20 protein-coding genes are annotated in these 20,125 nt (G+C 48.4%); 8 read left to right on the forward strand and 12 right to left on the reverse strand.

What is annotated here, in order from left to right:
• Nucleotide 1: 1 nt before the first annotated feature.
• From QJT81_13870 to QJT81_13880, 3 genes are read right to left on the reverse strand one after another with little or no spacing between them, the layout of a single operon-like run.
• Nucleotides 2–1,078 (reverse strand): hypothetical protein, encoded by a 1,077-nt coding sequence (locus tag QJT81_13870; protein WGZ92909.1) that lies wholly within the window; start codon nucleotides 1,076–1,078, stop codon nucleotides 2–4.
• Entirely contained in the window at nucleotides 1,071–2,522 is a 1,452-nt protein-coding gene (locus QJT81_13875) for a serine protease (GenBank protein ID WGZ92910.1), read from the reverse strand. Before QJT81_13875 ends, QJT81_13870 begins: the two co-directional genes overlap by 8 nt.
• Before the next feature lie 26 nt (nucleotides 2,523–2,548).
• Nucleotides 2,549–2,875 carry a hypothetical protein gene (locus QJT81_13880; GenBank protein WGZ92911.1) on the reverse strand — a complete coding sequence of 109 codons (327 nt, stop codon included), beginning with the start codon at nucleotides 2,873–2,875 and terminating at the stop codon, nucleotides 2,549–2,551.
• A gap of 135 nt (nucleotides 2,876–3,010) precedes the next feature.
• Here QJT81_13880 and QJT81_13885 point away from each other — a divergent pair, with 135 nt between their 5' ends.
• Both QJT81_13885 and QJT81_13890 read left to right on the forward strand, forming a co-directional pair.
• Nucleotides 3,011–3,265: a type II toxin-antitoxin system prevent-host-death family antitoxin gene (locus tag QJT81_13885; GenBank protein WGZ92912.1), complete on the forward strand. Its 255-nt coding sequence runs from the start codon at nucleotides 3,011–3,013 to the stop codon at nucleotides 3,263–3,265.
• The gene (locus tag QJT81_13890) at nucleotides 3,258–3,521 is read left to right on the forward strand and encodes a Txe/YoeB family addiction module toxin (GenBank protein ID WGZ92913.1); all 264 of its coding nucleotides are present in this window, start codon (nucleotides 3,258–3,260) and stop codon (nucleotides 3,519–3,521) included. Before QJT81_13885 ends, QJT81_13890 begins: the two co-directional genes overlap by 8 nt.
• Before the next feature lie 59 nt (nucleotides 3,522–3,580).
• Here QJT81_13890 and guaA read toward each other — a convergent pair whose 3' ends face one another.
• Complete coding sequence (gene guaA / locus QJT81_13895) at nucleotides 3,581–5,158, reverse strand: glutamine-hydrolyzing GMP synthase (GenBank protein WGZ92914.1); 1,578 nt, start codon at nucleotides 5,156–5,158, stop codon at nucleotides 3,581–3,583.
• A 3-nt stretch (nucleotides 5,159–5,161) separates the two neighbouring features.
• Nucleotides 5,162–6,622 (reverse strand): IMP dehydrogenase, encoded by a 1,461-nt coding sequence (guaB, locus tag QJT81_13900; protein WGZ92915.1) that lies wholly within the window; start codon nucleotides 6,620–6,622, stop codon nucleotides 5,162–5,164.
• A gap of 144 nt (nucleotides 6,623–6,766) precedes the next feature.
• On the opposite strand from guaB, the gene QJT81_13905 reads away from it, so the two are divergent.
• Both QJT81_13905 and xseA read left to right on the forward strand, forming a co-directional pair.
• On the forward strand, nucleotides 6,767–7,168 hold the full coding sequence (locus tag QJT81_13905; protein WGZ92916.1) for a hypothetical protein: 402 nt from the start codon (nucleotides 6,767–6,769) through the stop codon (nucleotides 7,166–7,168).
• A gap of 69 nt (nucleotides 7,169–7,237) precedes the next feature.
• Complete coding sequence (gene xseA, locus QJT81_13910) at nucleotides 7,238–8,590, forward strand: exodeoxyribonuclease VII large subunit (GenBank protein ID WGZ92917.1); 1,353 nt, start codon at nucleotides 7,238–7,240, stop codon at nucleotides 8,588–8,590.
• On the opposite strand, the gene QJT81_13915 is transcribed toward xseA, so the two are convergent.
• Nucleotides 8,559–9,566, reverse strand: coding sequence for a hypothetical protein (locus QJT81_13915; protein WGZ92918.1), 1,008 nt, complete (start codon nucleotides 9,564–9,566; stop codon nucleotides 8,559–8,561). The genes xseA and QJT81_13915 overlap by 32 nt on opposite strands.
• A 196-nt stretch (nucleotides 9,567–9,762) precedes the next feature.
• Here QJT81_13915 and QJT81_13920 point away from each other — a divergent pair, with 196 nt between their 5' ends.
• Entirely contained in the window at nucleotides 9,763–10,617 is an 855-nt protein-coding gene (locus QJT81_13920; protein WGZ92919.1) for a 2OG-Fe(II) oxygenase, read from the forward strand.
• Between the two features lie 413 nt (nucleotides 10,618–11,030).
• A complete protein-coding gene (locus QJT81_13925; GenBank protein WGZ92920.1) occupies nucleotides 11,031–11,450 on the forward strand; it encodes a hypothetical protein in 420 nt (139 codons plus the stop codon).
• Between the two features lie 84 nt (nucleotides 11,451–11,534).
• On the opposite strand, the gene QJT81_13930 is transcribed toward QJT81_13925, so the two are convergent.
• The 6 genes from QJT81_13930 to QJT81_13955 form a co-directional block, all read right to left on the reverse strand.
• Nucleotides 11,535–11,933 carry a type II toxin-antitoxin system VapC family toxin gene (locus QJT81_13930; GenBank protein ID WGZ92921.1) on the reverse strand — a complete coding sequence of 133 codons (399 nt, stop codon included), beginning with the start codon at nucleotides 11,931–11,933 and terminating at the stop codon, nucleotides 11,535–11,537.
• Nucleotides 11,933–12,160: a type II toxin-antitoxin system VapB family antitoxin gene (vapB, locus tag QJT81_13935; protein WGZ92922.1), complete on the reverse strand. Its 228-nt coding sequence runs from the start codon at nucleotides 12,158–12,160 to the stop codon at nucleotides 11,933–11,935. The genes QJT81_13930 and vapB overlap by 1 nt, the downstream gene beginning before the upstream one ends.
• Before the next feature lie 125 nt (nucleotides 12,161–12,285).
• On the reverse strand, nucleotides 12,286–13,923 hold the full coding sequence (gene groL, locus QJT81_13940; protein WGZ92923.1) for a chaperonin GroEL: 1,638 nt from the start codon (nucleotides 13,921–13,923) through the stop codon (nucleotides 12,286–12,288).
• Nucleotides 13,924–13,942: 19 nt separating this feature from the next.
• The gene (gene groES, locus QJT81_13945) at nucleotides 13,943–14,233 is read right to left on the reverse strand and encodes a co-chaperone GroES (GenBank protein ID WGZ92924.1); all 291 of its coding nucleotides are present in this window, start codon (nucleotides 14,231–14,233) and stop codon (nucleotides 13,943–13,945) included.
• Nucleotides 14,234–14,331: 98 nt separating this feature from the next.
• On the reverse strand, nucleotides 14,332–14,802 hold the full coding sequence (locus tag QJT81_13950; protein WGZ92925.1) for an FxsA family protein: 471 nt from the start codon (nucleotides 14,800–14,802) through the stop codon (nucleotides 14,332–14,334).
• Nucleotides 14,803–14,880: 78 nt separating this feature from the next.
• Complete coding sequence (locus QJT81_13955) at nucleotides 14,881–16,860, reverse strand: EAL domain-containing protein (protein ID WGZ92926.1); 1,980 nt, start codon at nucleotides 16,858–16,860, stop codon at nucleotides 14,881–14,883.
• A 271-nt stretch (nucleotides 16,861–17,131) separates the two neighbouring features.
• Between QJT81_13955 and QJT81_13960 the strand changes: the two genes are divergently transcribed.
• Together QJT81_13960 and dsbD are read left to right on the forward strand one after the other, a co-directional pair.
• Complete coding sequence (locus QJT81_13960; GenBank protein ID WGZ92927.1) at nucleotides 17,132–17,452, forward strand: H-NS histone family protein; 321 nt, start codon at nucleotides 17,132–17,134, stop codon at nucleotides 17,450–17,452.
• Between the two features lie 339 nt (nucleotides 17,453–17,791).
• The gene (dsbD, locus tag QJT81_13965) at nucleotides 17,792–20,092 is read left to right on the forward strand and encodes a protein-disulfide reductase DsbD (protein ID WGZ92928.1); all 2,301 of its coding nucleotides are present in this window, start codon (nucleotides 17,792–17,794) and stop codon (nucleotides 20,090–20,092) included.
• Nucleotides 20,093–20,125: the final 33 nt, after the last annotated feature.

Genomic DNA, 20,125 nt, shown 5'->3' on the forward strand with positions numbered 1-20,125 from the left:
TTTAACCGTCCACTTCTTTTTTCAGGGCATAACGGGCTATTTTATTAAGCCGGGTTTGTTGTTCTGTTTTCTCCAACGATTGCAAAGCACTCAACAAGTCGATGTATTCCGCTAATCCCGGTGGATAACGGTTTTGGGTATCCCCTTCCCTATCAGCCCATAGCTGTTTAGCCGCCTGCAAATAGACAGCATCCGCAATACGGCTACCAAAATGCAATTGACCGCGTTCCACTAACCACACATGGCGTTTTTCAACAGTCTCATCATGCCATGTCACCGTTATTTTTTCGGGGGACTCTTCCATTTTCAAAGTGTGTACAAAACAGCGGCGCACGAAGGCAGAGGGCAATTCACGCTCTTCATTCGTGGTAATCACCACCAACACCCGCAAAGGATCAGCTTGCACAGGGTTATTCAATACACTGTTCGCATCAGTCCGCTGGGTATCATGCAGGTAAGGAACACTGAAACGGTACTGCCCCAAGGTTTCCAGCAAACCATTCGGCAAATCAGGCTCGGCTTTATCAATTTCATCCAAGAGCAACACAACACCGCCTGTTTGTGGCTGCCATGTTTTACCTTGCGGGGTTGTGCTGTCGGGCTTTAACGGTTCAGGGCGTAAGCGGGTATAACAGGCTTGATACTGATACGCGGCAGCCTGCCAATCATAAGCCCACCAGAATACACCGGGCGAAAGGAAATTCAGCGGATTAAGCCGGTCTTGGGTCGCGCTGCAACCTGATGCTGGGGGTGAATCGTTACCCATACTACGTGCTTGCGCTTCACCTAAACGCCCTATCGCATCAAAGTGGCAATGCAAATCGCTAAGTTCGGTACTACCGTGTATGACTTCACTGACAAATGCCCAGCCCAATTGTTCGGCTATCGCTTTTGCCATCTGGCTCTTACCTGTCCCCGGTTTTCCTCTCACCAACAACGGTCGCCCTGCGGAATATGCCGCCCACAGTGCGTAGCAATCATCTTCATTGAAAACATGGTGCAACTTACGCCCCGGATTGGAAACGGTAAGACTTGAGGGAATGAAGTCGTTGAGCTTCGGCACTCTTTGTTCAGGCATGGGCAACTACTCGCTTGGGGTTCTTGAGTCGGAGTATAACGGCTAGATCTTCCAGCAACGAACTTTGATCTTCACGACAAGGCGACAACTCATCAAGACTCGTTTGCACACAACAGATGAACTGTACACATCCTGCTAGTTTTTCTTTCAGCTTCGGGTAACAAGCCAAATCCTTTAACATCTCCAAATAAGTATTAGAAACGATGTAATAGATCGGTTTACCACCTTGACGTTTCGATAAGGCACGGGCAGTTTTTTGTATATCAGCCAGAAGCCTATCAACATCTTGCGGTGCGCTGTCGACTCGTCGCAATTGCTTAAAAATCTCACTCAATATCTGAATATCGGATGCACCCGCCGTATGCCCATCAAACACCATCGGGTCATGAATACTGCTGGCGGGTATGGGATCACCGTATTCATCAAGATCATAGCGGGCTTGCTGTAATAAACTGCGCGAAATGATGACTTCCACATAGGCTTGCGTATCCAGCGATAAACTACGGGTAACGCTATCTTGGGCAATGCTTTGCAAACTTGCCTCATGTTGAAGCCACCAGTCAGGATCAACGCTATTGATCAACAACCAGCCGCACAATTGCTCAACATCGGTTAAATAATCTTCCCACCGCTCTTTGAGTGATTCCGGCTTTTTCTTATCCAGCTCCAAGGAGATTTGAGCGAGCACTCCAATGGCTTGACCAGCCTCTTGCTTTTCAACAAGGTACGCTGCGATGTCAGTCGCCATAGCACCGGAATCCAGCGTCAAGGCGACTTTCAATTTCTCGCGCAGCACCGCTTGTCCATCCAAAATGCGCGTCGCTTCGGCTTTTACCTTGACGTGCAATTGGGCTGTTACCTGCTTAGCAGGCTTGACGATTTCACGAAATAATTTTTCATTGTGCAATAGCCACGGAATTGAAATGGCTGTGAGCCGCTTTTCCATGCGCTGATCATGTTCAATGATGACGGCGCACAAGCTGTTATCTTTGAACACAGGCGCACCCGACATACCACCCCATTGATCCAATCGACACGTATCATCCAATGTCAAACTAACCACTGCTTTGCCAAGATCAACGCCAAACATTCCTATAGCATCAAACAATTCACAATCATTGACATCGGGATAACCGGCACTTTTCCAGCCCATACGCTCAGGTGGAAGTTTAAACACAGGTGAACAGGTGACTTCCCCCAGTTCGGCTGGTACATCACAACGAAGCAAGGCAATATCATTATCCAGCAGTTCAACACCCATAACGGTGACTGCTTCAAGAAGTGTTGACCATTCAAGCGTAATCGGCGCACTGCTTCTATCACGAAAATCAACGACATGACGGGCAGTTATCACCCATTCATGGCTGATGGGATAGCCTGTCCCAATGGATGACTTTCCATCTGTGTCGGGTGCTTTGATTTTTACAATCAGATTGGGATTCATTGGCGTTGCTCTCTGAACCCATCACATCATTTACGGGTAGAAATTTGAGCCACACCGGCTTTACCCGTTTGGGGATCAGGGTTACTCTCATCAACCACCTGCAAACTGAGTTTGATTTTCTGGGTCACAGCATCTTTCAGTTCACCGTTGGCTTTCGCATCCGCATCAATCACCCAGAAGCGCACTTTGCCAGATACACCCGCATCCACTTTACGTTCAACCACTGTTTGCAGTTCGATGTCCACATTGTTGATGTTAAAACGAATGCCTTGCCTTTCTCCATCACGCTTGGCAAGGTTTAATTCCTCGCGCAACGCCTTAATGACTTCTGCCAGTTCCAGTTTCTGTGCCATTTTCATTTCTCCAGCCCGTAAAAATTATTTTTCTTTATAGCGACTGAACAAAGGATACGCAAGCAATAACAACTTGAAGTTAACACCCACAAACACTAGACTTGTCCGCAATACAGCACAAGTCTGGAGTCCCCTATGCAAGTCGTTACCTTCTCCGAAGCCCGCAATAACCTCAAGACCGTCCTCAACCGCGTCGTCGAAGATGCCGATTGCACCATCATTACCCGCCGTGATGCCGAAGATGCCGTGGTAATGTCGCTCGACTATTACAACAGCCTGATGGAAACCTTGTACCTGCTGAAAACACCGGCGAATGCCGCACATTTGCAAAAATCCATTGAACAGTTCCGCCAAGGCAAAGCTACGCCCAGAGAACTGATCAATGACTAAAAAGTTGGCATGGACAGATGAAGCATGGGCGGACTACCTATACTGGCAAACCCAAGACAAAAAGACACTCAAACGCATCAACAAACTCATTGAAGACACCAAACGCACGCCCTTTGAAGGCATCGGCAAACCCGAACCACTGCGGCACAACCTAGCAGGCTTTTGGTCACGCCGCATTGATGAAACCAACCGCATAGTCTACGCCGCAGACGACGAATACCTAACCATCATCGCCTGCCGCTACCACTACGACTAACCCCACCTCTTACTCCCTTCACCCCCTGCGGGGGAAGGGCCGGGGATGGGGGGGCTTCCCTACTCCCACTCAATCGTAGCCGGAGGTTTCCCCGAAATATCATAAACCACCCGCGAAACCCCGCGTATCTCATTGATAATCCGCCGCGACAACAGATCCAACAACTCATACGGCAAATGCGCCCAACGCGCCGTCATAAAGTCAATCGTTTCCACCGCCCGCAACGCAATCACATAATCATAACGCCGCCCATCGCCGGTCACGCCCACCGATTTCACCGGCAAGAACACCGCGAACGCCTGCGAAGTCTTGTCATACAAATCATGCTTGCGCAGTTCTTCAATGAAAATATGGTCAGCCAAACGCAGCAAATCCGCGTATTCCTTCTTCACCTCACCCAGAATCCGCACGCCCAAACCAGGGCCTGGGAACGGGTGGCGATACACCATTTCCGGCGGCAAACCGAGTTCCACCCCCATCACGCGCACTTCATCCTTAAACAATTCGCGTAACGGCTCGACCAGCCCCAGCTTCATGTTTTCTGGCAAACCGCCGACGTTATGGTGCGACTTAATCAAATGCGCCTTGCCGGTTTTTGCACCCGCAGATTCGATCACATCGGGGTAAATCGTGCCTTGCGCCAACCATTTCGCCGAAGTCAGCTTGGACGATTCCTCATCGAAAATATCAATGAATAACCCGCCAATAATCTTGCGCTTCTTCTCCGGGTCAGTGACACCCGCAAGGGCTGAGAGGAAACGTTCCTCCGCATCTACCCGGATCACTTTCACCCCCATGTGTTCGGCGAACATCGCCATCACCTGATCGCCTTCGCGGTAACGCAGCAAGCCGGTATCCACGAATACACAGGTCAATTGTGTACCAATCGCCTTGTGCAACAATGCCGCGACCACGGACGAATCCACCCCGCCGGACAAGCCCAAAATGACTTCATCCGAACCCACTTTTTCGCGCACCAAGCGGATGTTTTCCTCGATGATATTCGCCGTCGTCCACAACCCTGCACAACCGCAAATGCCCTGCACAAAGCGTTGCAAAATGCGCTTGCCCTGTTTGGTATGCGTCACTTCCGGGTGGAATTGCAGCGCGTAGAAATGCCGCGACTCATCCGCCATCCCCGCAATCGGCGCGGAATCGGTGCTTGCCATCAGCTTAAAGCCTTCCGGCATCGCGGTGACTTTATCGCCATGCGACATCCACACATCCAGCAAGCCGAAGCCTTCAGGGGAAACGTGGTCTTCAATTTCACGTAATAATTCGGTATGCCCACGCGCCCGCACTTGCGCATAACCAAACTCGCAATGGCTGGACGATTCCACCGCACCACCGAGTTGCACCGCCATCGTCTGCATCCCGTAGCAAATGCCCAACACCGGTACACCCAGCGTAAACACATTCTCAGGCGCTTTCGGCGGTTCAACATCCGTCACCGATTCAGGGCCACCGGACAAAATAATGCCCTTCGCACCAAATGCAGCAACAGCCTCGGCCTCCACATCCCACGGGTAAATCTCACAATAAACCCCAACCTCGCGCACACGCCGCGCAATCAACTGCGTATATTGCGAACCGAAATCGAGGATCAGTACACGATCCGCATGAATATTCTGTGTCATCAATTACACCCGATAGTTTGGCGATTCTTTGGTAATAGTCACGTCATGAACGTGCGATTCACGCATACCCGCGCTGGAAATCCGCACAAACTGCGGCTTGGTGCGCATTTCTTCCATATCCTTACAGCCCACGTAACCCATGCTAGAACGCAACCCGCCCATCATCTGGTGAATGATTGGAGCCAAGGGCCCTTTGTATGGCACACGGCCTTCGATACCTTCCGGCACGAGCTTATCCGCCGCATTTTCCGAACCATCCTGGAAGTAACGGTCGCTAGAGCCTTTTGCCATCGCCCCTAGTGAACCCATGCCACGGTAAGACTTGTACGAACGTCCTTGAAATAATTCCACCTCACCCGGTGCTTCTTCCGTCCCTGCGAACATACCGCCCAACATCACGGTGTGCGCTCCAGCAGCCAAGGCTTTGGCAATATCGCCGGAATAACGGATACCACCGTCAGCAATCAACGGTACACCCGTGCCTTCCAAAGCTTTGGCAATGTTCATCACCGCCGAAATTTGTGGCACACCGACACCTGCTACGATACGGGTGGTACAAATAGAGCCAGGGCCAATACCCACTTTCACCGCATCCGCGCCTGCTGCTACCAACGCCAGTGCCGCATCACCCGTGGCAATGTTGCCGCCGATGACTTGGACTTGCGGGAAGTTATCCTTAACCCACTTCACCCGATCCAACACGCCTTGGGAATGCCCATGGGCGGTATCGACAATGATCACGTCCACACCTGCTTCGACCAGAGCACGCACGCGATCTTCTGTGCCATAACCGACACCGACTGCCGCACCGACCAGCAATTGACCTTGGTCGTCTTTACACGCATTCGGGAAATCGGTGGATTTTTGAATGTCTTTTACGGTGATCAAACCGCGTAACTGGAATTTATCGTTAATCACCAGCACTTTTTCGATGCGGTGCGTGTGCAGCAACTTACGGATTTGACCTTTGCTTGCACCCTCTTCCACGGTCACTAACCGCTCTTTCGGGGTCATGATGGTGCTGACAGGCTGATCCAGCTTGGTTTCAAAGCGCAGGTCACGTCCGGTGACGATACCGACCAAATCTTCGCCTTGTACGACAGGCACGCCGGAAATGTTATTAGCACGGGTCAACGCCAACACATCGCTAATGGTGGTATCAGGAGCAACCGTAATCGGGTTTTTAATAATGCCGCTTTCGTATTTTTTAACAGTGCGCACTTGATCAGCTTGCGCTTGTATGCTCATGTTTTTATGGATAATCCCCATGCCACCCTCTTGGGCAAGGGCGATCGCTAGACGCGCTTCTGTGACCGTATCCATCGCCGCCGACAGCAGCGGGATATTCAACATAATGTCACGGGTTAGCGGCGTTTGTAGATTGGCGTCAGCGGGCAAGACGGTAGAATGAGCAGGCACTAAGAGAACGTCGTCGAAAGTAAGGGCTTCCTGAAGGATACGCATGGGGCTTATGTCCATCTGTGAGAAAGAAGCACCTCATTATAGGGTTTGACCTTCAGTCGGTAAACTGCTATCAATACGCCTCAGAGTAATTCAAGCAATTTGATTTATCTCATTGACGTAATTTAAAAGAGGAGGAACTCATTGATGAACTTAAAAGCACTATTCGCAGCACTTGCACTGTCCCTGATGGCATCCGTGGCTTTTGCGGCTGACGACAAAAAAGCCGAAGCCAAAAGCGACAAGCCAGCGGAAGCTAAAAAAGAAGAAGCAGTTGAACTGAAAGCCGATGTTGATGCTAAAGTAAAAGCAGCTATCGAAACGGCAAAAACAGCCAATGATGCGGCGAAAAAAGCCGGTTTTGAATGGTACTGGGATAACAAGCCTGCTGGCAAACATCTGGAAGCTGCGATCAAAGCCGCCAACGATGGCAAAAACGACGATGCCATGAAAATTGCTAAAGCCGTTGAAACCGCTGGCGTACAAGGTCAAGAACAAGCAGAAAAAGCTAAAACGGCTGGCCCTGCGGCTCCCGGTGCAAAAAGCTAAACGCTGATTGCAACCAGCCAATCTTGAAAAAGCCGAGCAATGTCTCGGCTTTTTTTATACAGTTAGCGGATGCAAAACGAACGAATCACTTTCAGTGTCTCTCAACTCAACGCCGAAGTCGGACAACGCCTGTCCCAAGGCTTCCCTGCTTTGTGGGTGGAAGGCGAAATATCCAATTTCACCCGTGCCAGTTCCGGGCATTTGTACCTCAGCCTGAAAGATGCCAGTGCCCAAGTGCGCTGCGCCATGTTCAAGGGGCGAGCTTCCAGCCTCAAACTTATCCCCAAAAACGGCTTGAAAGTGTTAGTACGCGGCAAAGTCGGCTTATACGAACCACGCGGCGAATACCAGTTTATTATCGAGCACATGGAAGATGCCGGGGTTGGCGCATTGCAACGCCAATTTGAAGAACTCAAACGCAGCTTGCAGGCGCAAGGACTGTTTGCCCCGGAACATAAACAGCCCCTCCCCGCCTTGCCGCGTTGTATCGGGGTGATCACCTCACCAACCGGGGCAGCGATTCGTGACATCCTCAACGTATTGAAACGGCGTTGCCCACAAATTCTGGTCATGATTTACCCGGTACTCGTACAAGGCGAAGGTTCCAAAGAACAAATTGTGAATGCGCTCCGTCAAGCTGACCGTGAACAGCGTTGCGATGTGCTGATTCTGGCAAGGGGCGGCGGTTCCATCGAAGACTTGTGGTCATTCAATGAGGAAGTGGTTGCTCACGCCATCCACGCCTGCTCCTTGCCCATTATTAGCGGGGTGGGGCATGAAATCGACTTTACGATTGCCGATTTTGTCGCGGATGTCCGCGCTCCGACCCCATCAGCAGCGGCTGAACTGGTCAGCCCCGATATGGCGGCACTGCAAACACAAGTGCAACGCCTGTTCCTCCAATTACACCGCTATCAGCAACGGCGTTTACAGGTAGCCGGTGAACACCTGCAACGCCTGCAACAACGTTTGGAAAACCAGCGACCCACCAATCGCTTACAGCAAAAAGTACAACGTTTAGATGAACTGGAAATGCGTTTGCAAGCTACTTTGCTGCGCTATTTACACAGCCAGCAACAAAAATTGACAAACTTATCCACACGTTTGCAAGTGCAATCTCCCGTGCGCCAAATTCAGCAGCAACAAGCACAACTGAAACACTGGCAACAATACTTGCTTGTTTTAATTCAGCAACGTCTAGATAAAGCACACGATAAATTGCAAATACAGGCAGGGCAATTGCACACCTTGAGTCCGCTGGCAACGCTGGAACGTGGTTATGGCATTGTGCGCCATCTGGAAACAGGGCAAGTTATCCGCAGCATCGCACCACTACGCCTAGGGCACAGCGTGACGACTCAAGTGCAAGACGGCAGTTTTGACAGCATTATTACCCGCATTCAAGCAGTTGATCCCAAGTAGCGGCTTGAGTTTGCCAGAATTTCCAGGCAGGTGGAGGCTGACAGCGCAATATACGTCCATCACCAGCCGTCAGACTGACCGAAAACTTGCCTGACTGCACACCCGCTAACACTGGCTCCAACCAATTTTTCTCAATGGCATCCAGCGCTTGCTGCCATGCATTCAGGTCATCGCTCACACTGGGAAGGTGCAAATCGTCGAGGATAATGGCATAACGTTTACCTGCCGCCAAATGGCTATCCGCCAAGCTTGCCGTCATTTGATGTGTAGAATGCGTCGCTAACGCCATGACTTGTGCCGTAGAGCTAAGGCCAAGCCAAGCGTCAAATGTTTGTGTTTGCAAGGCTGGCAAAGCAGTCGGATTAGTCGCTCCCCACAACCAAACGGCATTCATGGCTGGCATATCCAACGTATGCAGCAGCATTTGAATTTCATTTAACAAGCGATGCCAATAGCGTTTATCGCCTTGGGGCAGCAACGGGAAAATACTTTGCCCTTTTGCCTGCGATAAGGCCACCGTGCGTAACGGTGTAGCCGTTCGCACCTTATCCCCCAACAAATACCAACGTTGCGGGTGTCGCGCCACCAATTGTAAGCCATCTTCTGCCAGATGCTGATTCAGCATGGTCAATGCGGTTGCCATCTCCGTCATCGTTAAGACAGGCAAATTCGGCTGCAATATCACACTGTCTAAACCACTGCTAAGGTATACAGGGTCAGCACACAGCAAGGCTTGTTCGGGTGGTACACCAAAATCGAGTAAGTAACGGTAATACGCAAACGGGAGTTCCAGCCCTGTTGGGTGTCCACTTTGCTGAAACAGCGTATTTTCCAGCCCCTGTACGGGAGAGCTTTCCACACTCAACTTGGCACACAACCGCAACAACGCCTGAGCAACTGGCTGAAAAGCAAAATCTTTACGCCACAACCTCAAGGGTTGCCATAAGCCGGGAATGAAAAAATCCAGTTTAATCATGAGTATCGTTAATCATTAACTTAAAGCGTTAACTTAACTGAGGTAATATACGAAAAGCTAGACTCAACAACATTTCAACTAAAGAACTTAATAACTTCTCGAAGGACTTCAGCCGTTGCTCTTACAACCCAACCACCACCAAAACCCATTTCCTTTTTTTGCTGTGGATGCCGCCTTCTCTGGAGAACAATGCGCGATGCTTGAGCAGCTATTTGTGCAAGACAGTGAGTGGCAACATCGGGATGGGGCGTTTTACCGCTGCTCACTGCGTGACGTTACTGACGAGATTCCTGCAACGTTTCATGCCGACATACTTGCTCGAATGCGTGAGATTACGGGATTGCCGCTTGTAGAACGTTTTATGGTCACGGCGCAACGGATGCTGCCCGGACACGTCATTGGCATCCACAGCGACCGCCCGTTTTTGGGCTATGAAATTGCGCGATTGGTCTTGCAACTCAATAAGCACTGGCAAGCTGAACATGGCGGGGTGCTGGAATTATTTGCCTCACCAGAGGGCGAAGCGGTCTTCAAGGTTAACCCTGAACACAACAAAGCTTTTGGCTTTTTACTGCACGCAGCGTCTTATCACGGTGTCACCGAAGTGACCCAGCCACGCCAAACCGTGGTCTTCAATTTCTGGCATGTAGCGAATACGCCCGAACTTGAGGCGCACATTAAAGCCTTGTTTGCTAACCTGCATTTCTCGGAATTACCCGCAGCACTCGACCCGATTGCCGCCGATGCTGAAGCAAGTTTGCCTGAAGAGGTGACATTTCGGGCAGGCACGGCGGCGATTGCGCTGCATCGTTGGGGTTATGATGCGGCAACGGTTGTGAGTGGCTACCAGTACAGTGCTGGATTGGATGGCAGTCATTCTCACGATGCAGAAACCTATGCAGCCGTGCGCCTCGCGGACTGGGTGGCGTACTTGTATCGGGATTCGTTTGATTTGGCACGCTGGGAAATCTTGCGCAGTGAACTGGCGGGAATGGAAATGTTTACGCGCTTGTTGTCTACATGGCATCTTTGTTTACCGGAAATGTCTTGAACTGGGATTTTTAGGATTTAAGGATTAATAGGATGAAGAGGGGGTCTTCTCTTCCATCCTGCTCATCCTTAAATCCTAAAAATCATGGTTCAGACAATCAAAGGGGTTTTACCGCTCTGACGTGGCCCCCGTAATCGACATCACCGGGAAACCCACAGCCAACTTTTTCAATAAATCCGCAGCGTTACGCTTAATCATGGCTAATCACAACCTCAATTCCTGATTAGCCAAGTATGCGGTTCTGGCAGGCAAAAGAAAACCCCGCCTTACGGTTAAACATGCCACTTCCCACTTTTCGGTTAGGTCGTATTACACGGGAGGATACGCTACAATCCCTTGAAATTACTGGCATCCAGTCAGGATGACGTTTTTAAGAACAACATTAGGCCACCTAATAGTAGGAGGAAGCGTTTGTGCAACTCACCCCATTCGAAGAAGAAGTGTTGAGTAGTATCCTATGGCAGCTTGAAGGTTATAGACTTGGTAAGGTTACTGAAAGGGTTACAAAGAGAATTTTGCGTGCAACTCTCAGAAGAATTAAACCGAAGCTCGTAGCGAGAAGTGCGAGCGTGGTTCCTAGTGTGGCTGTGGAAGTTGGCCATGCTGTACCTGTAAACGTTATTGTTCAAAAGATAATGGATAGTAACATTATGGATGAGCGCGAACTTATGGATGTGGTTGGATTGCTTCTTGTGGCTGTTGAGCTAACAAAGGATGAACATAAGGTTATTCTCAAACATCACAAATTGCAGAGTGATATGCCTGCTGGGTGGGATGGTATTTGTCCATTTGCCAGATACAAGACGGCTGGAATAGAAGTCAAGATGCTATGATATTCATCATCTAACTATTGGAGCGCACTTCCGCTACGCGGAAGGTGCTCAACGCGGCATTAGAGTGAATTCAATAGCTATCCACTAAACCCAATTCTCCAACCTCAACTCAACAACCCGCTTAAACTCATCGGTGTTATTGGTCACTACCGTCAAGCTATTAGCTAACGCTGTCGCGGCAATTTGCAAATCATAAGCCCCAATGGGCGTACCTTTTTGCTTGAGGTCGGCACGAATCCGGGCAGCTTGTTTCGCATCCTCAGAGGTAAAGTCGAGGATAGTCATCGGACGCAGGAATTTTTCCAACGCCGCCAAGTTGCGTTTGTGAGCCTGACTATTTTCAACGCCATAATACAATTCAAACACCGTAACGGCTGAAATGAACACTTGCGCTGGTTTCAATGCCGTAAAGCGCAGCAACACTTCTGGTGGTTTTTCCTTGATGAGGTAAATACAGATGTTGGTATCCAGCAGGTACTTCATCACCACTCCCGCTCTTGCACGGCAGGCTGGTCGCGCCCTTGCGCCATGAAATCGTCTGAAAACTGTTCGATGGCAAGCAGCCAATCGTCCCAAGATTGCTCTAGTGGTTCAAGGATAATGCGATTGCCATCACGGGAAATTTTGACTTCAGTACCCGACAACCGGAAGGCTTTAGGTAAACGAATAGCTTGTGAACGCCCATTCTGAAAGATTTTTGCTGTTTGCATCACGCGCCCCCTCATCAAAAAGTATATACCAAAAATATAGACTTTTTACCGCATGAATTCAAGCCTTACCCACAAAAGAAAACCCCGACTAGCGGGGCTTTCTTCGGAAGCAGTGAAGCCGCAGCTTACATCATGCCGCCCATACCACCCATTCCGCCCATATCAGGCATTGCAGGAGCTTCTTTCTTCGGCAGTTCAGCGACCATTGCTTCGGTCGTGATGATCAAGCCAGAAACAGATGCCGCGTTCTGCAAAGCAGTACGGGTAACTTTAGTTGGGTCAAGGATGCCCATTGCGATCATGTCGCCGTACTCGGAAGTACGTGCGTTGTAACCGTAGTTACCTTCGCCCGCTTTCACCGCGTTCAGCACCACAGACGGCTCATCACCTGCGTTAGAGCAGATTTGGCGCAGTGGCTCTTCCATCGCACGCATAGCGATTTGGATACCCACGTCTTGCTCGTGGTTTTCGCCTTTCAAGCCAGCAATGCCTTGCAGGGCGCGAACCAGTGCAACACCACCGCCAGGAACCACGCCTTCTTCAACCGCAGCGCGGGTAGCGTGCAGCGCGTCTTCTACGCGGGCTTTCTTTTCTTTCATTTCGACTTCAGTTGCCGCGCCGACTTTGATAACTGCAACGCCGCCTGCCAACTTGGCAACGCGCTCTTGCAGTTTTTCACGGTCGTAGTCGGATGAAGTGGTTTCGATTTGCGCACGTACTTGGTCAACACGCGCTTTGATGTCATCAGGTGAACCTGCGCCATCAATGATAGTGGTGTTGTCTTTGCTGACATTGATGCGCTTGGCTTGACCCAGATCGTCCAGCGTGACTTTATCCAAAGCCAAACCGACTTCTTCAGAAATCACAGTACCACCAGTCAGGATAGCGATGTCTTGCAGCATAGCTTTACGACGGTCGCCGAAGCCAGGTGCTTTAACCGCAGCCACTTTAACGATACCACGGATGTTGTTCACAACCAGTGTCGCCAGTGCTTCGCCTTCGATGTCTTCCGCAATGATCATCAGTGGCTTGCCTGCTTTAGCCGCGCCTTCGAGGGCTGGCAGCAATTCACGGATATTGGAAATTTTCTTGTCGTACAACAATACGAACGGGCTTTCCAGTTCAGCAGACATGCTTTGTTGGTTGTTCACAAAGTATGGGGACAGGTAGCCACGGTCGAATTGCATCCCTTCAACCACGTCCAGTTCGTTGTCCAGACCTGAGCCTTCTTCAACGGTGATAACGCCTTCTTTGCCTACTTTATCCATTGCAGTGGCAATGATGTTACCGATGGCTTCATCAGAGTTGGCAGAAATGCTACCCACTTGGGCAATCGCGTTGCTGTCTGCGCAAGGCTTAGACATATTGTGCAGTTGCTCAACCGCAGCGATAACCGCTTTGTCGATACCGCGTTTCAGATCCATTGGGTTCATGCCCGCTGTGACCGCTTTCATGCCTTCACGCACGATAGCTTGTGCCAGAACGGTTGCAGTGGTAGTACCATCACCCGCCGCATCAGAAGTCTTAGAAGAAACTTCTTTAACCAACTGTGCGCCCATGTTCTCGAACTTGTCTTCCAGTTCGATTTCTTTAGCAACGGAAACGCCGTCTTTGGTCACAGTCGGTGCGCCGAAAGATTTTTCCAGCACCACGTTACGGCCTTTAGGACCCAGTGTAACTTTTACAGCGTTTGCCAGAACATTAATGCCGCGAACCATGCGAACGCGAGCGTCATCACCAAAACGTACTTCTTTAGCACTCATTTCATAATCCTCTTAAAATTTAGCCTTCGATAATCGCCAGCAGATCTTCTTCGCGCATGATCAAGACTTCTTGACCATCCATTTTTACTGCTGTACCGGCGTATTTACCAAACAGAACTTTGTCACCGACTTTTACTTGCAGCGCGATACGCTCATTGTCATCGCCAACTTTGCCGGGGCCTACCGCGAGGACTTCGCCGCGATCAGGCTTTTCAGTAGCATTGTCAGGGATGATGATGCCGCTGGCAGTTTTGCGCTCTTCTTCCATACGGCGTACTACAACGCGGTCATGTAATGGACGGATATTCATGGTCAGTATTCTCCTCAAACCAATAGGATTAGGACATTAGGGTTGTTGTTAGCACTCAAGGCTAGTGAGTGCTAATAATAGGGATGGCTAGGGCAAAGTCAAGGGCGGTCGAGTGAATTTTTTGTATCATCGGTATGGCGAATGACTTCGCCTTCGATGTCAGAGCCGTGAGTGCGTGACGTTTGTGTGTATTGAAACCCCGAAGCAGACACCACTCCGTTCTTGAGAACAGCTTTGACCAATAGGTAACGGGTTGGAGGAAACAGCAAGATTAACCCCAGCATGTCAGTAAAAAAACCGGGGATGATGAAGAGCAAACCGCTGAGTAACATCATGCTGCCTTCCAGCAAAGACTTTGCCGGACGTTGCCCAGCTTGCATATCGTGTTGAAATTTTGCCAACGAGGATAGCCCTTGGTGACGTAATAAATACATCCCAAAGAAGCCAGAAAGGATTAATAACAGAATCGTCGTCAATGCCCCAATGGCACTGCCGACTTTGATGAGCAACCACAATTCAATGAACGGAATCGCTAACAGTAACCAAAAAAACACGGGGAAACGACGCATGACACAAGATTCCATTCAAACCAATTGTGTTGACTATATCGGTCTTAAGAATGGCTTTTCAAGGCAACCCTATAAAAATCAGGCCGCTTTCACGTCAACACCCCGCTCACTCTGAAGGCGATCACGCAACTGCACCAGCGGAATCGGGCGACCACAATAATACCCTTGAGCAAAATCCACCCCAATCTGCCGCAGACGCACCAAGGTTTCACCGTCTTCCACTAATTCGGCAATGGTCAGTAAATTCATCACCTGCCCTACTTCATGCACTGCTTTTACCATTGCCGCATCGACAGGACTGGAAACCAAATTATGTACAAAATTACCGTCAATTTTCAGGTAACTCAGCGGCAATTCACGCAAGTAACTGAGAGAAGAAAAACCGCTGCCGAAATCATCCAGTACCAAATGGCAACCCAGACTATGCAAGGCGTTCATCACCCGTTTCGCGTGGACGAAATTACTGATGGCCACCGATTCGGAAATCTCGAAACAAATCATGCCGGGATCAATACCAAACTGCTTAATCTGCTGCTCCACATAAGGAAATAATCTCGCATCCTGCACGGACTGTCCTGACAAATTAATCATCAAACGTGTTTCCATGCAGGGAGTACCATTGTTGTTATCACCACGGCAACCTGCCAACATTTCCAAGGCTTTACGGATAATCCAACGATCAATGCTCGTCATCAAATCAAGACGATCAGCAACTGGCAAAAAACTACCGGGGTTCAGCAGTGCCTGGCGGAAAGGTAAACGTAGTAACACCTCATACTGACGAAAGCTTTGATTACGCCCTGTATGCAAAGGAACAACCGGTTGCGCAAACAGAATAAAACGGTCTTCACGTAGCGCATCTTTGAGTAACTTGCTCCAGTCATGCACCCGCTGGTTGGACATTTGCTCACGCTTTTCTTCGGCATGAATAAAGACTTGATTACGACCCAAAGCTTTTGCGGTATAACATGCCTTATCCGCGTCCGAGAACAACTGCTTAATCTGAAGATTAGAAGCTGGCATAAACTCTATTAAACCGACACTAGCCCCAATAGAAAACACCTTACCTTCCCAGCTAAAACGGAAATTACGCAGCTCAGTTAAAATAGACTCCATGATGGTACGGCCTTTTTCTAAGCCGCAACCCTCTAAAAATACTGCAAACTCATCCCCGCCAATACGCGCCACCTTATCAGAGCGACGTACCGAACGACGAAAGATCTGTGCGACCTGCTTAAGTAACTCATCGCCAGCCAAATGCCCACAAGTATCATTGATAATCTTAAAATTATCCAGATCCACACTTGCCAACACATGACTGCGGGTAAGCGCAGAAGTATCATGTGCAAGTTGCTCGACATATTGTTCAAAACTGGTACGATTCATCAAATCCGTTAATGCATCACGCGACGCCTGACGGTATAGACGGTTAATGACTTTTCGATCAGCGGTAACATCCCGGAAAATAAAGACAACTGCTTTACAGTGTTCCAATATACACGTTGTATTTAACTCAACGAAACGCTCTTCTCCAATACGCGGATATAACTTCACCTGTCCAAATTGCAGCGGGTAATTAGGGTGAAGTATATTAGTCTCAAATGCCTTCTCACCGATGGGATTACCCTGTAAATCTTCCAGTTTCAATACATGCCTGACATGCTCTCCCAATACTTTGTCACGTTGCCATAATGTCAACTTTTCAGCACTCGTGTTCATATAAGTGATAACACCTTGCTGATTCGCAACGATCACCCCACCTGCTAATGCATCTAAGACCCACTCGGTATTAACCTGTTCTGAAGAAGATTTAGGCTCTATTGCCTTGTCATGCATTTTCATAACGTCGGTTACTACCTCACTCCGCCTAAGACGAACGAGCAGGAAAACCGCAGCAACTTGAGCAGTAAGCATCACTAACAATAAATGAGGCACACTATCTGTCAAAAAAGACAGCTTATCTGCCATCGTAGTCTTGTTTAGCTGGCCGCTGGACATTACCCAGACAAAAACAACTGCCAACGCAACCAATGACAGGATTGAAATGACAAATCGCATCAAATCCCCCTAAAAATAGGCATTTCTATAATAATTATGATTAAATATTACCCCTAATTATAACTAAACCACTTGACAATTGCCACTCCGTCTGTCTGATAAAAAACAATCAACAGCAAAGCATTACATCTCCAACCTGCCATTAACAATATAATCTTATTTTCTAAAATAATATTCATTTTATTAAAACCCTGCTTGACAATTTGATTAAAGAACGAGAACATTAAGAAACTATATTTTTAAACATAATGCAAAAGGAAAGGTGTTATTCATGTCCAATCTTGACATTTCCAATCTCAGTGTTGCAGAACTCGAAAGACTTAAAGGTAGTATTGACAATGCCATTGCCAATCGCCGTGACAGTGAATTATCTAGTTTACGTGAGGCAATCGAAGACATGATTGCTCAATCAGGCTTTACCCTAGAAGAAGTCATGCAAGCACGTTCAACTAAAAAACGTGTTGTTAAAGCCAAATACAGTAACCCCAATAATCCAGAACAAACATGGAGTGGGCGTGGCAGAAAACCAGGCTGGGTCGAAGAATGGACATCGACAGGTCGTGACTTAAATGATTGCTTAATTCCAGAATGAGTCTAATCGGTATCTAAACCATGACGAAAGCCTACTTACATCAGGCTTTCGTCACTGTAGTTCTTAACCAGCCAGTGTGTTGTACTTAAACCACTAATGTTGCATAAACAACAACTTTCAATGTCGACATCAAATATTTCTTTTGCATAACAAACAAAAACACTCAATATGAAGCAAAATGGTGCGAAGATATTTTGCTGATCCACTGCATTTACTCTACTATTACCCGAACTCAATTAAACCACGCTGAAAGATGACGGACTGTCTACTTGTAATGACGACCCTGCCGGATCAGGCTACCGCCTTATTCCTTGTGTGCAGGTTAGAGAGCACCCAACAATGAAAAAACTACTCTGCTTCCTGCTATTGCTTGTAGCTTCGATGCAAGTTCACGCACTCAAGCAGGAAGATTTGCTGCCACCTGATGAAGCCTTCAAGTTTAAGGCTGAGGTCATCTCACCTGAGAAAATCAAAGCCACGTGGGAGATTGCAGAAGGCTATTATCTGTATCGAGAACGTTTTGCATTTGAGTCAGAAACACCCAATCTAGTCTTATCATCACCAACATTTCCAACAGGTGAAAGCAAAAACGACCCTAATTTTGGTAACACTCAGGTGTACCATAAGCAGGTTGCTGTTGAGTTCCCGGTTGAACGCGGTCAAACGGCTACTCAAGCTGTAGAATTAGCACTTAAAGTCAAGTATCAAGGTTGTGCCGATGCTGGCTTATGCTATCCGCCCCAGAAAAAAACTGCCAAACTGCAATTAGCAGCACTTGATAGTTCTAATGGCTCCAGCACTCAGGTTACTTCTCAAACAGACACACCTACTGTTGATAAGGGTCTGACAGATATTATCAAAAAAGCACAAAAACCTAATGCTAACAGTGGGATTCCGGTTGATCAGGCTTTTGTATTCGAGCTAACAGCACTGGACAAAGGCACTCTAAATGCTCATTGGACTATTCAACCAGAACATCATTTATACCGCCCTAAAATTAAATTTACGATTAAAGAACCACAAGGTGTTACCTTAGGCGCACCTATTTTCCCAACCGGTGAAACCGTTGAAGATGAATATTTTGGTAAAATTGAAGTGTATGGACACGATATTGATGTCAAAGTCCCTATACTACAGTCTTCCGGTCTGCAAAAACTCATTGTAGAAACGGAATACCAAGGTTGTTCAGATAGTACCGGTATTTGCTATCCACCCGTCAAACAAAGTCGTGAACTCACACTAGCTGGATTGCCTGATGCAAAACCACTGGATGAGGCAACACCGGATAATAGCACTGCTGCGAATAAAGCCACCTCGGCAGAAGATGCTATTTCCATGCGAATGCGTGACGATAGTTACTTCAGTATTTTATTATTCTTTTTCATTGCAGGTTTAGGGCTGGCGTTTACACCTTGTGTATTCCCCATGATCCCGATTTTATCGGGTATTATTGCCGGTTCTTCTAATGACTTATCCCCACGCAAAGCATTTCTGCTTTCCTTATCTTATGTCATGCCGATGGCACTGACTTATGCCATTGTCGGGGTCATAGCAGGTCTGAGTGGCGCAAACCTTCAGGTTATGTTCCAGAATCCGTGGATTATTGGTTCGTTTGCTGGCCTCTTTGTATTGTTAGCGCTCTCGATGTTTGGTTTCTATGACCTGCAAATGCCGACGAGCATCCAAAGCCGTTTGACCGAAATCAGTAACCGCCAGCAAGGCGGTAGCTTTTTAGGCGCAGGTATCATGGGCATTCTGTCTGCCTTGATTGTTGGCCCCTGTGTCACCGCCCCCCTGATAGGTGCATTGGTTTATATTGCACAAACGCGTGATGCATTGCTTGGCGGGTTGTCATTATTCTCACTGGGTTTGGGCATGGGCTTGCCACTGCTCATGATTGGCACCTCAGCCAGTCGCTTACTACCGCGTGCCGGGGCGTGGATGGATACCACCAAAGCTATTTTTGGCATTATGATGCTAGGCTTAGCGATATGGATGCTCAACCGCGTTGTGCCACTGGAAGTCACCATGGCATTAACCGGGGTGCTATTGGTGAGTTCTGGCATTTACATGGGCGCTTTAGAACGCATCAACGATGAAGCCGGAGGCTGGGGACGTTTCTGGAAAAGTCTCGGATTGATTATGTTCTTTTACGGCGGCATGATTTTGTTCGGGGTTGCGGCGGGTAGTAGTAACTTGTTGCAACCACTCAAAGGGATTTTTGGTGGCTCTGGCTATGCTGCGACAACCACTAACCAGCAAACTGCACTAAACTTTCAACGTATAAAGGGGTTAGAGGGTCTAGAACAAGCACTTGCCCAAGCTAAAGCTCAAAACAAGCCGGTTATGCTCGACTTTTACGCTGACTGGTGTATTAGTTGTAAAGAGCTTGAACACAACACGTTTAAAGATCCACAAGTGATCGCTGCATTAAGCAATACCCTGCTCATTCAAGCCGATGTCACTAAGGATGATGAACAAGATCAAGCTTTAAACAAACGCTTCGGGTTATTCGGCCCCCCACAAATCTTGTTTTTCAAACCGGATGGTGAAGAAATCAAAGCAGTGCGTTTAGCCGGTTATGAAGCACCTGAGGCTTTTCTGAAACGGGTTCAGCGCTTCCAACAAAACCTTCCATAGTTTATTGAAATCAGCACAAATTCAGCTACTGCT

The organism is Candidatus Thiothrix putei, assembly GCA_029972225.1.
Lineage (GTDB): Bacteria > Pseudomonadota > Gammaproteobacteria > Thiotrichales > Thiotrichaceae > Thiothrix > Thiothrix putei.

Coding starts and splice junctions, on each gene's coding strand:
- QJT81_13870 (WGZ92909.1), bottom strand. CDS start 1,078: ATGCCTGAACAAAGAGTGCCGAAGCTCAACGACTTCATTCCCTCAAGT.
- QJT81_13875 (WGZ92910.1), bottom strand. CDS start 2,522: ATGAATCCCAATCTGATTGTAAAAATCAAAGCACCCGACACAGATGGA.
- QJT81_13880 (WGZ92911.1), bottom strand. CDS start 2,875: ATGGCACAGAAACTGGAACTGGCAGAAGTCATTAAGGCGTTGCGCGAG.
- QJT81_13885 (WGZ92912.1), top strand. CDS start 3,011: ATGCAAGTCGTTACCTTCTCCGAAGCCCGCAATAACCTCAAGACCGTC.
- QJT81_13890 (WGZ92913.1), top strand. CDS start 3,258: ATGACTAAAAAGTTGGCATGGACAGATGAAGCATGGGCGGACTACCTA.
- guaA (WGZ92914.1), bottom strand. CDS start 5,158: ATGACACAGAATATTCATGCGGATCGTGTACTGATCCTCGATTTCGGT.
- guaB (WGZ92915.1), bottom strand. CDS start 6,622: ATGCGTATCCTTCAGGAAGCCCTTACTTTCGACGACGTTCTCTTAGTG.
- QJT81_13905 (WGZ92916.1), top strand. CDS start 6,767: ATGAACTTAAAAGCACTATTCGCAGCACTTGCACTGTCCCTGATGGCA.
- xseA (WGZ92917.1), top strand. CDS start 7,238: ATGCAAAACGAACGAATCACTTTCAGTGTCTCTCAACTCAACGCCGAA.
- QJT81_13915 (WGZ92918.1), bottom strand. CDS start 9,566: ATGATTAAACTGGATTTTTTCATTCCCGGCTTATGGCAACCCTTGAGG.
- QJT81_13920 (WGZ92919.1), top strand. CDS start 9,763: ATGCTTGAGCAGCTATTTGTGCAAGACAGTGAGTGGCAACATCGGGAT.
- QJT81_13930 (WGZ92921.1), bottom strand. CDS start 11,933: ATGAAGTACCTGCTGGATACCAACATCTGTATTTACCTCATCAAGGAA.
- vapB (WGZ92922.1), bottom strand. CDS start 12,160: ATGCAAACAGCAAAAATCTTTCAGAATGGGCGTTCACAAGCTATTCGT.
- groL (WGZ92923.1), bottom strand. CDS start 13,923: ATGAGTGCTAAAGAAGTACGTTTTGGTGATGACGCTCGCGTTCGCATG.
- groES (WGZ92924.1), bottom strand. CDS start 14,233: ATGAATATCCGTCCATTACATGACCGCGTTGTAGTACGCCGTATGGAA.
- QJT81_13950 (WGZ92925.1), bottom strand. CDS start 14,802: ATGCGTCGTTTCCCCGTGTTTTTTTGGTTACTGTTAGCGATTCCGTTC.
- QJT81_13955 (WGZ92926.1), bottom strand. CDS start 16,860: ATGCGATTTGTCATTTCAATCCTGTCATTGGTTGCGTTGGCAGTTGTT.
- QJT81_13960 (WGZ92927.1), top strand. CDS start 17,132: ATGTCCAATCTTGACATTTCCAATCTCAGTGTTGCAGAACTCGAAAGA.
- dsbD (WGZ92928.1), top strand. CDS start 17,792: ATGAAAAAACTACTCTGCTTCCTGCTATTGCTTGTAGCTTCGATGCAA.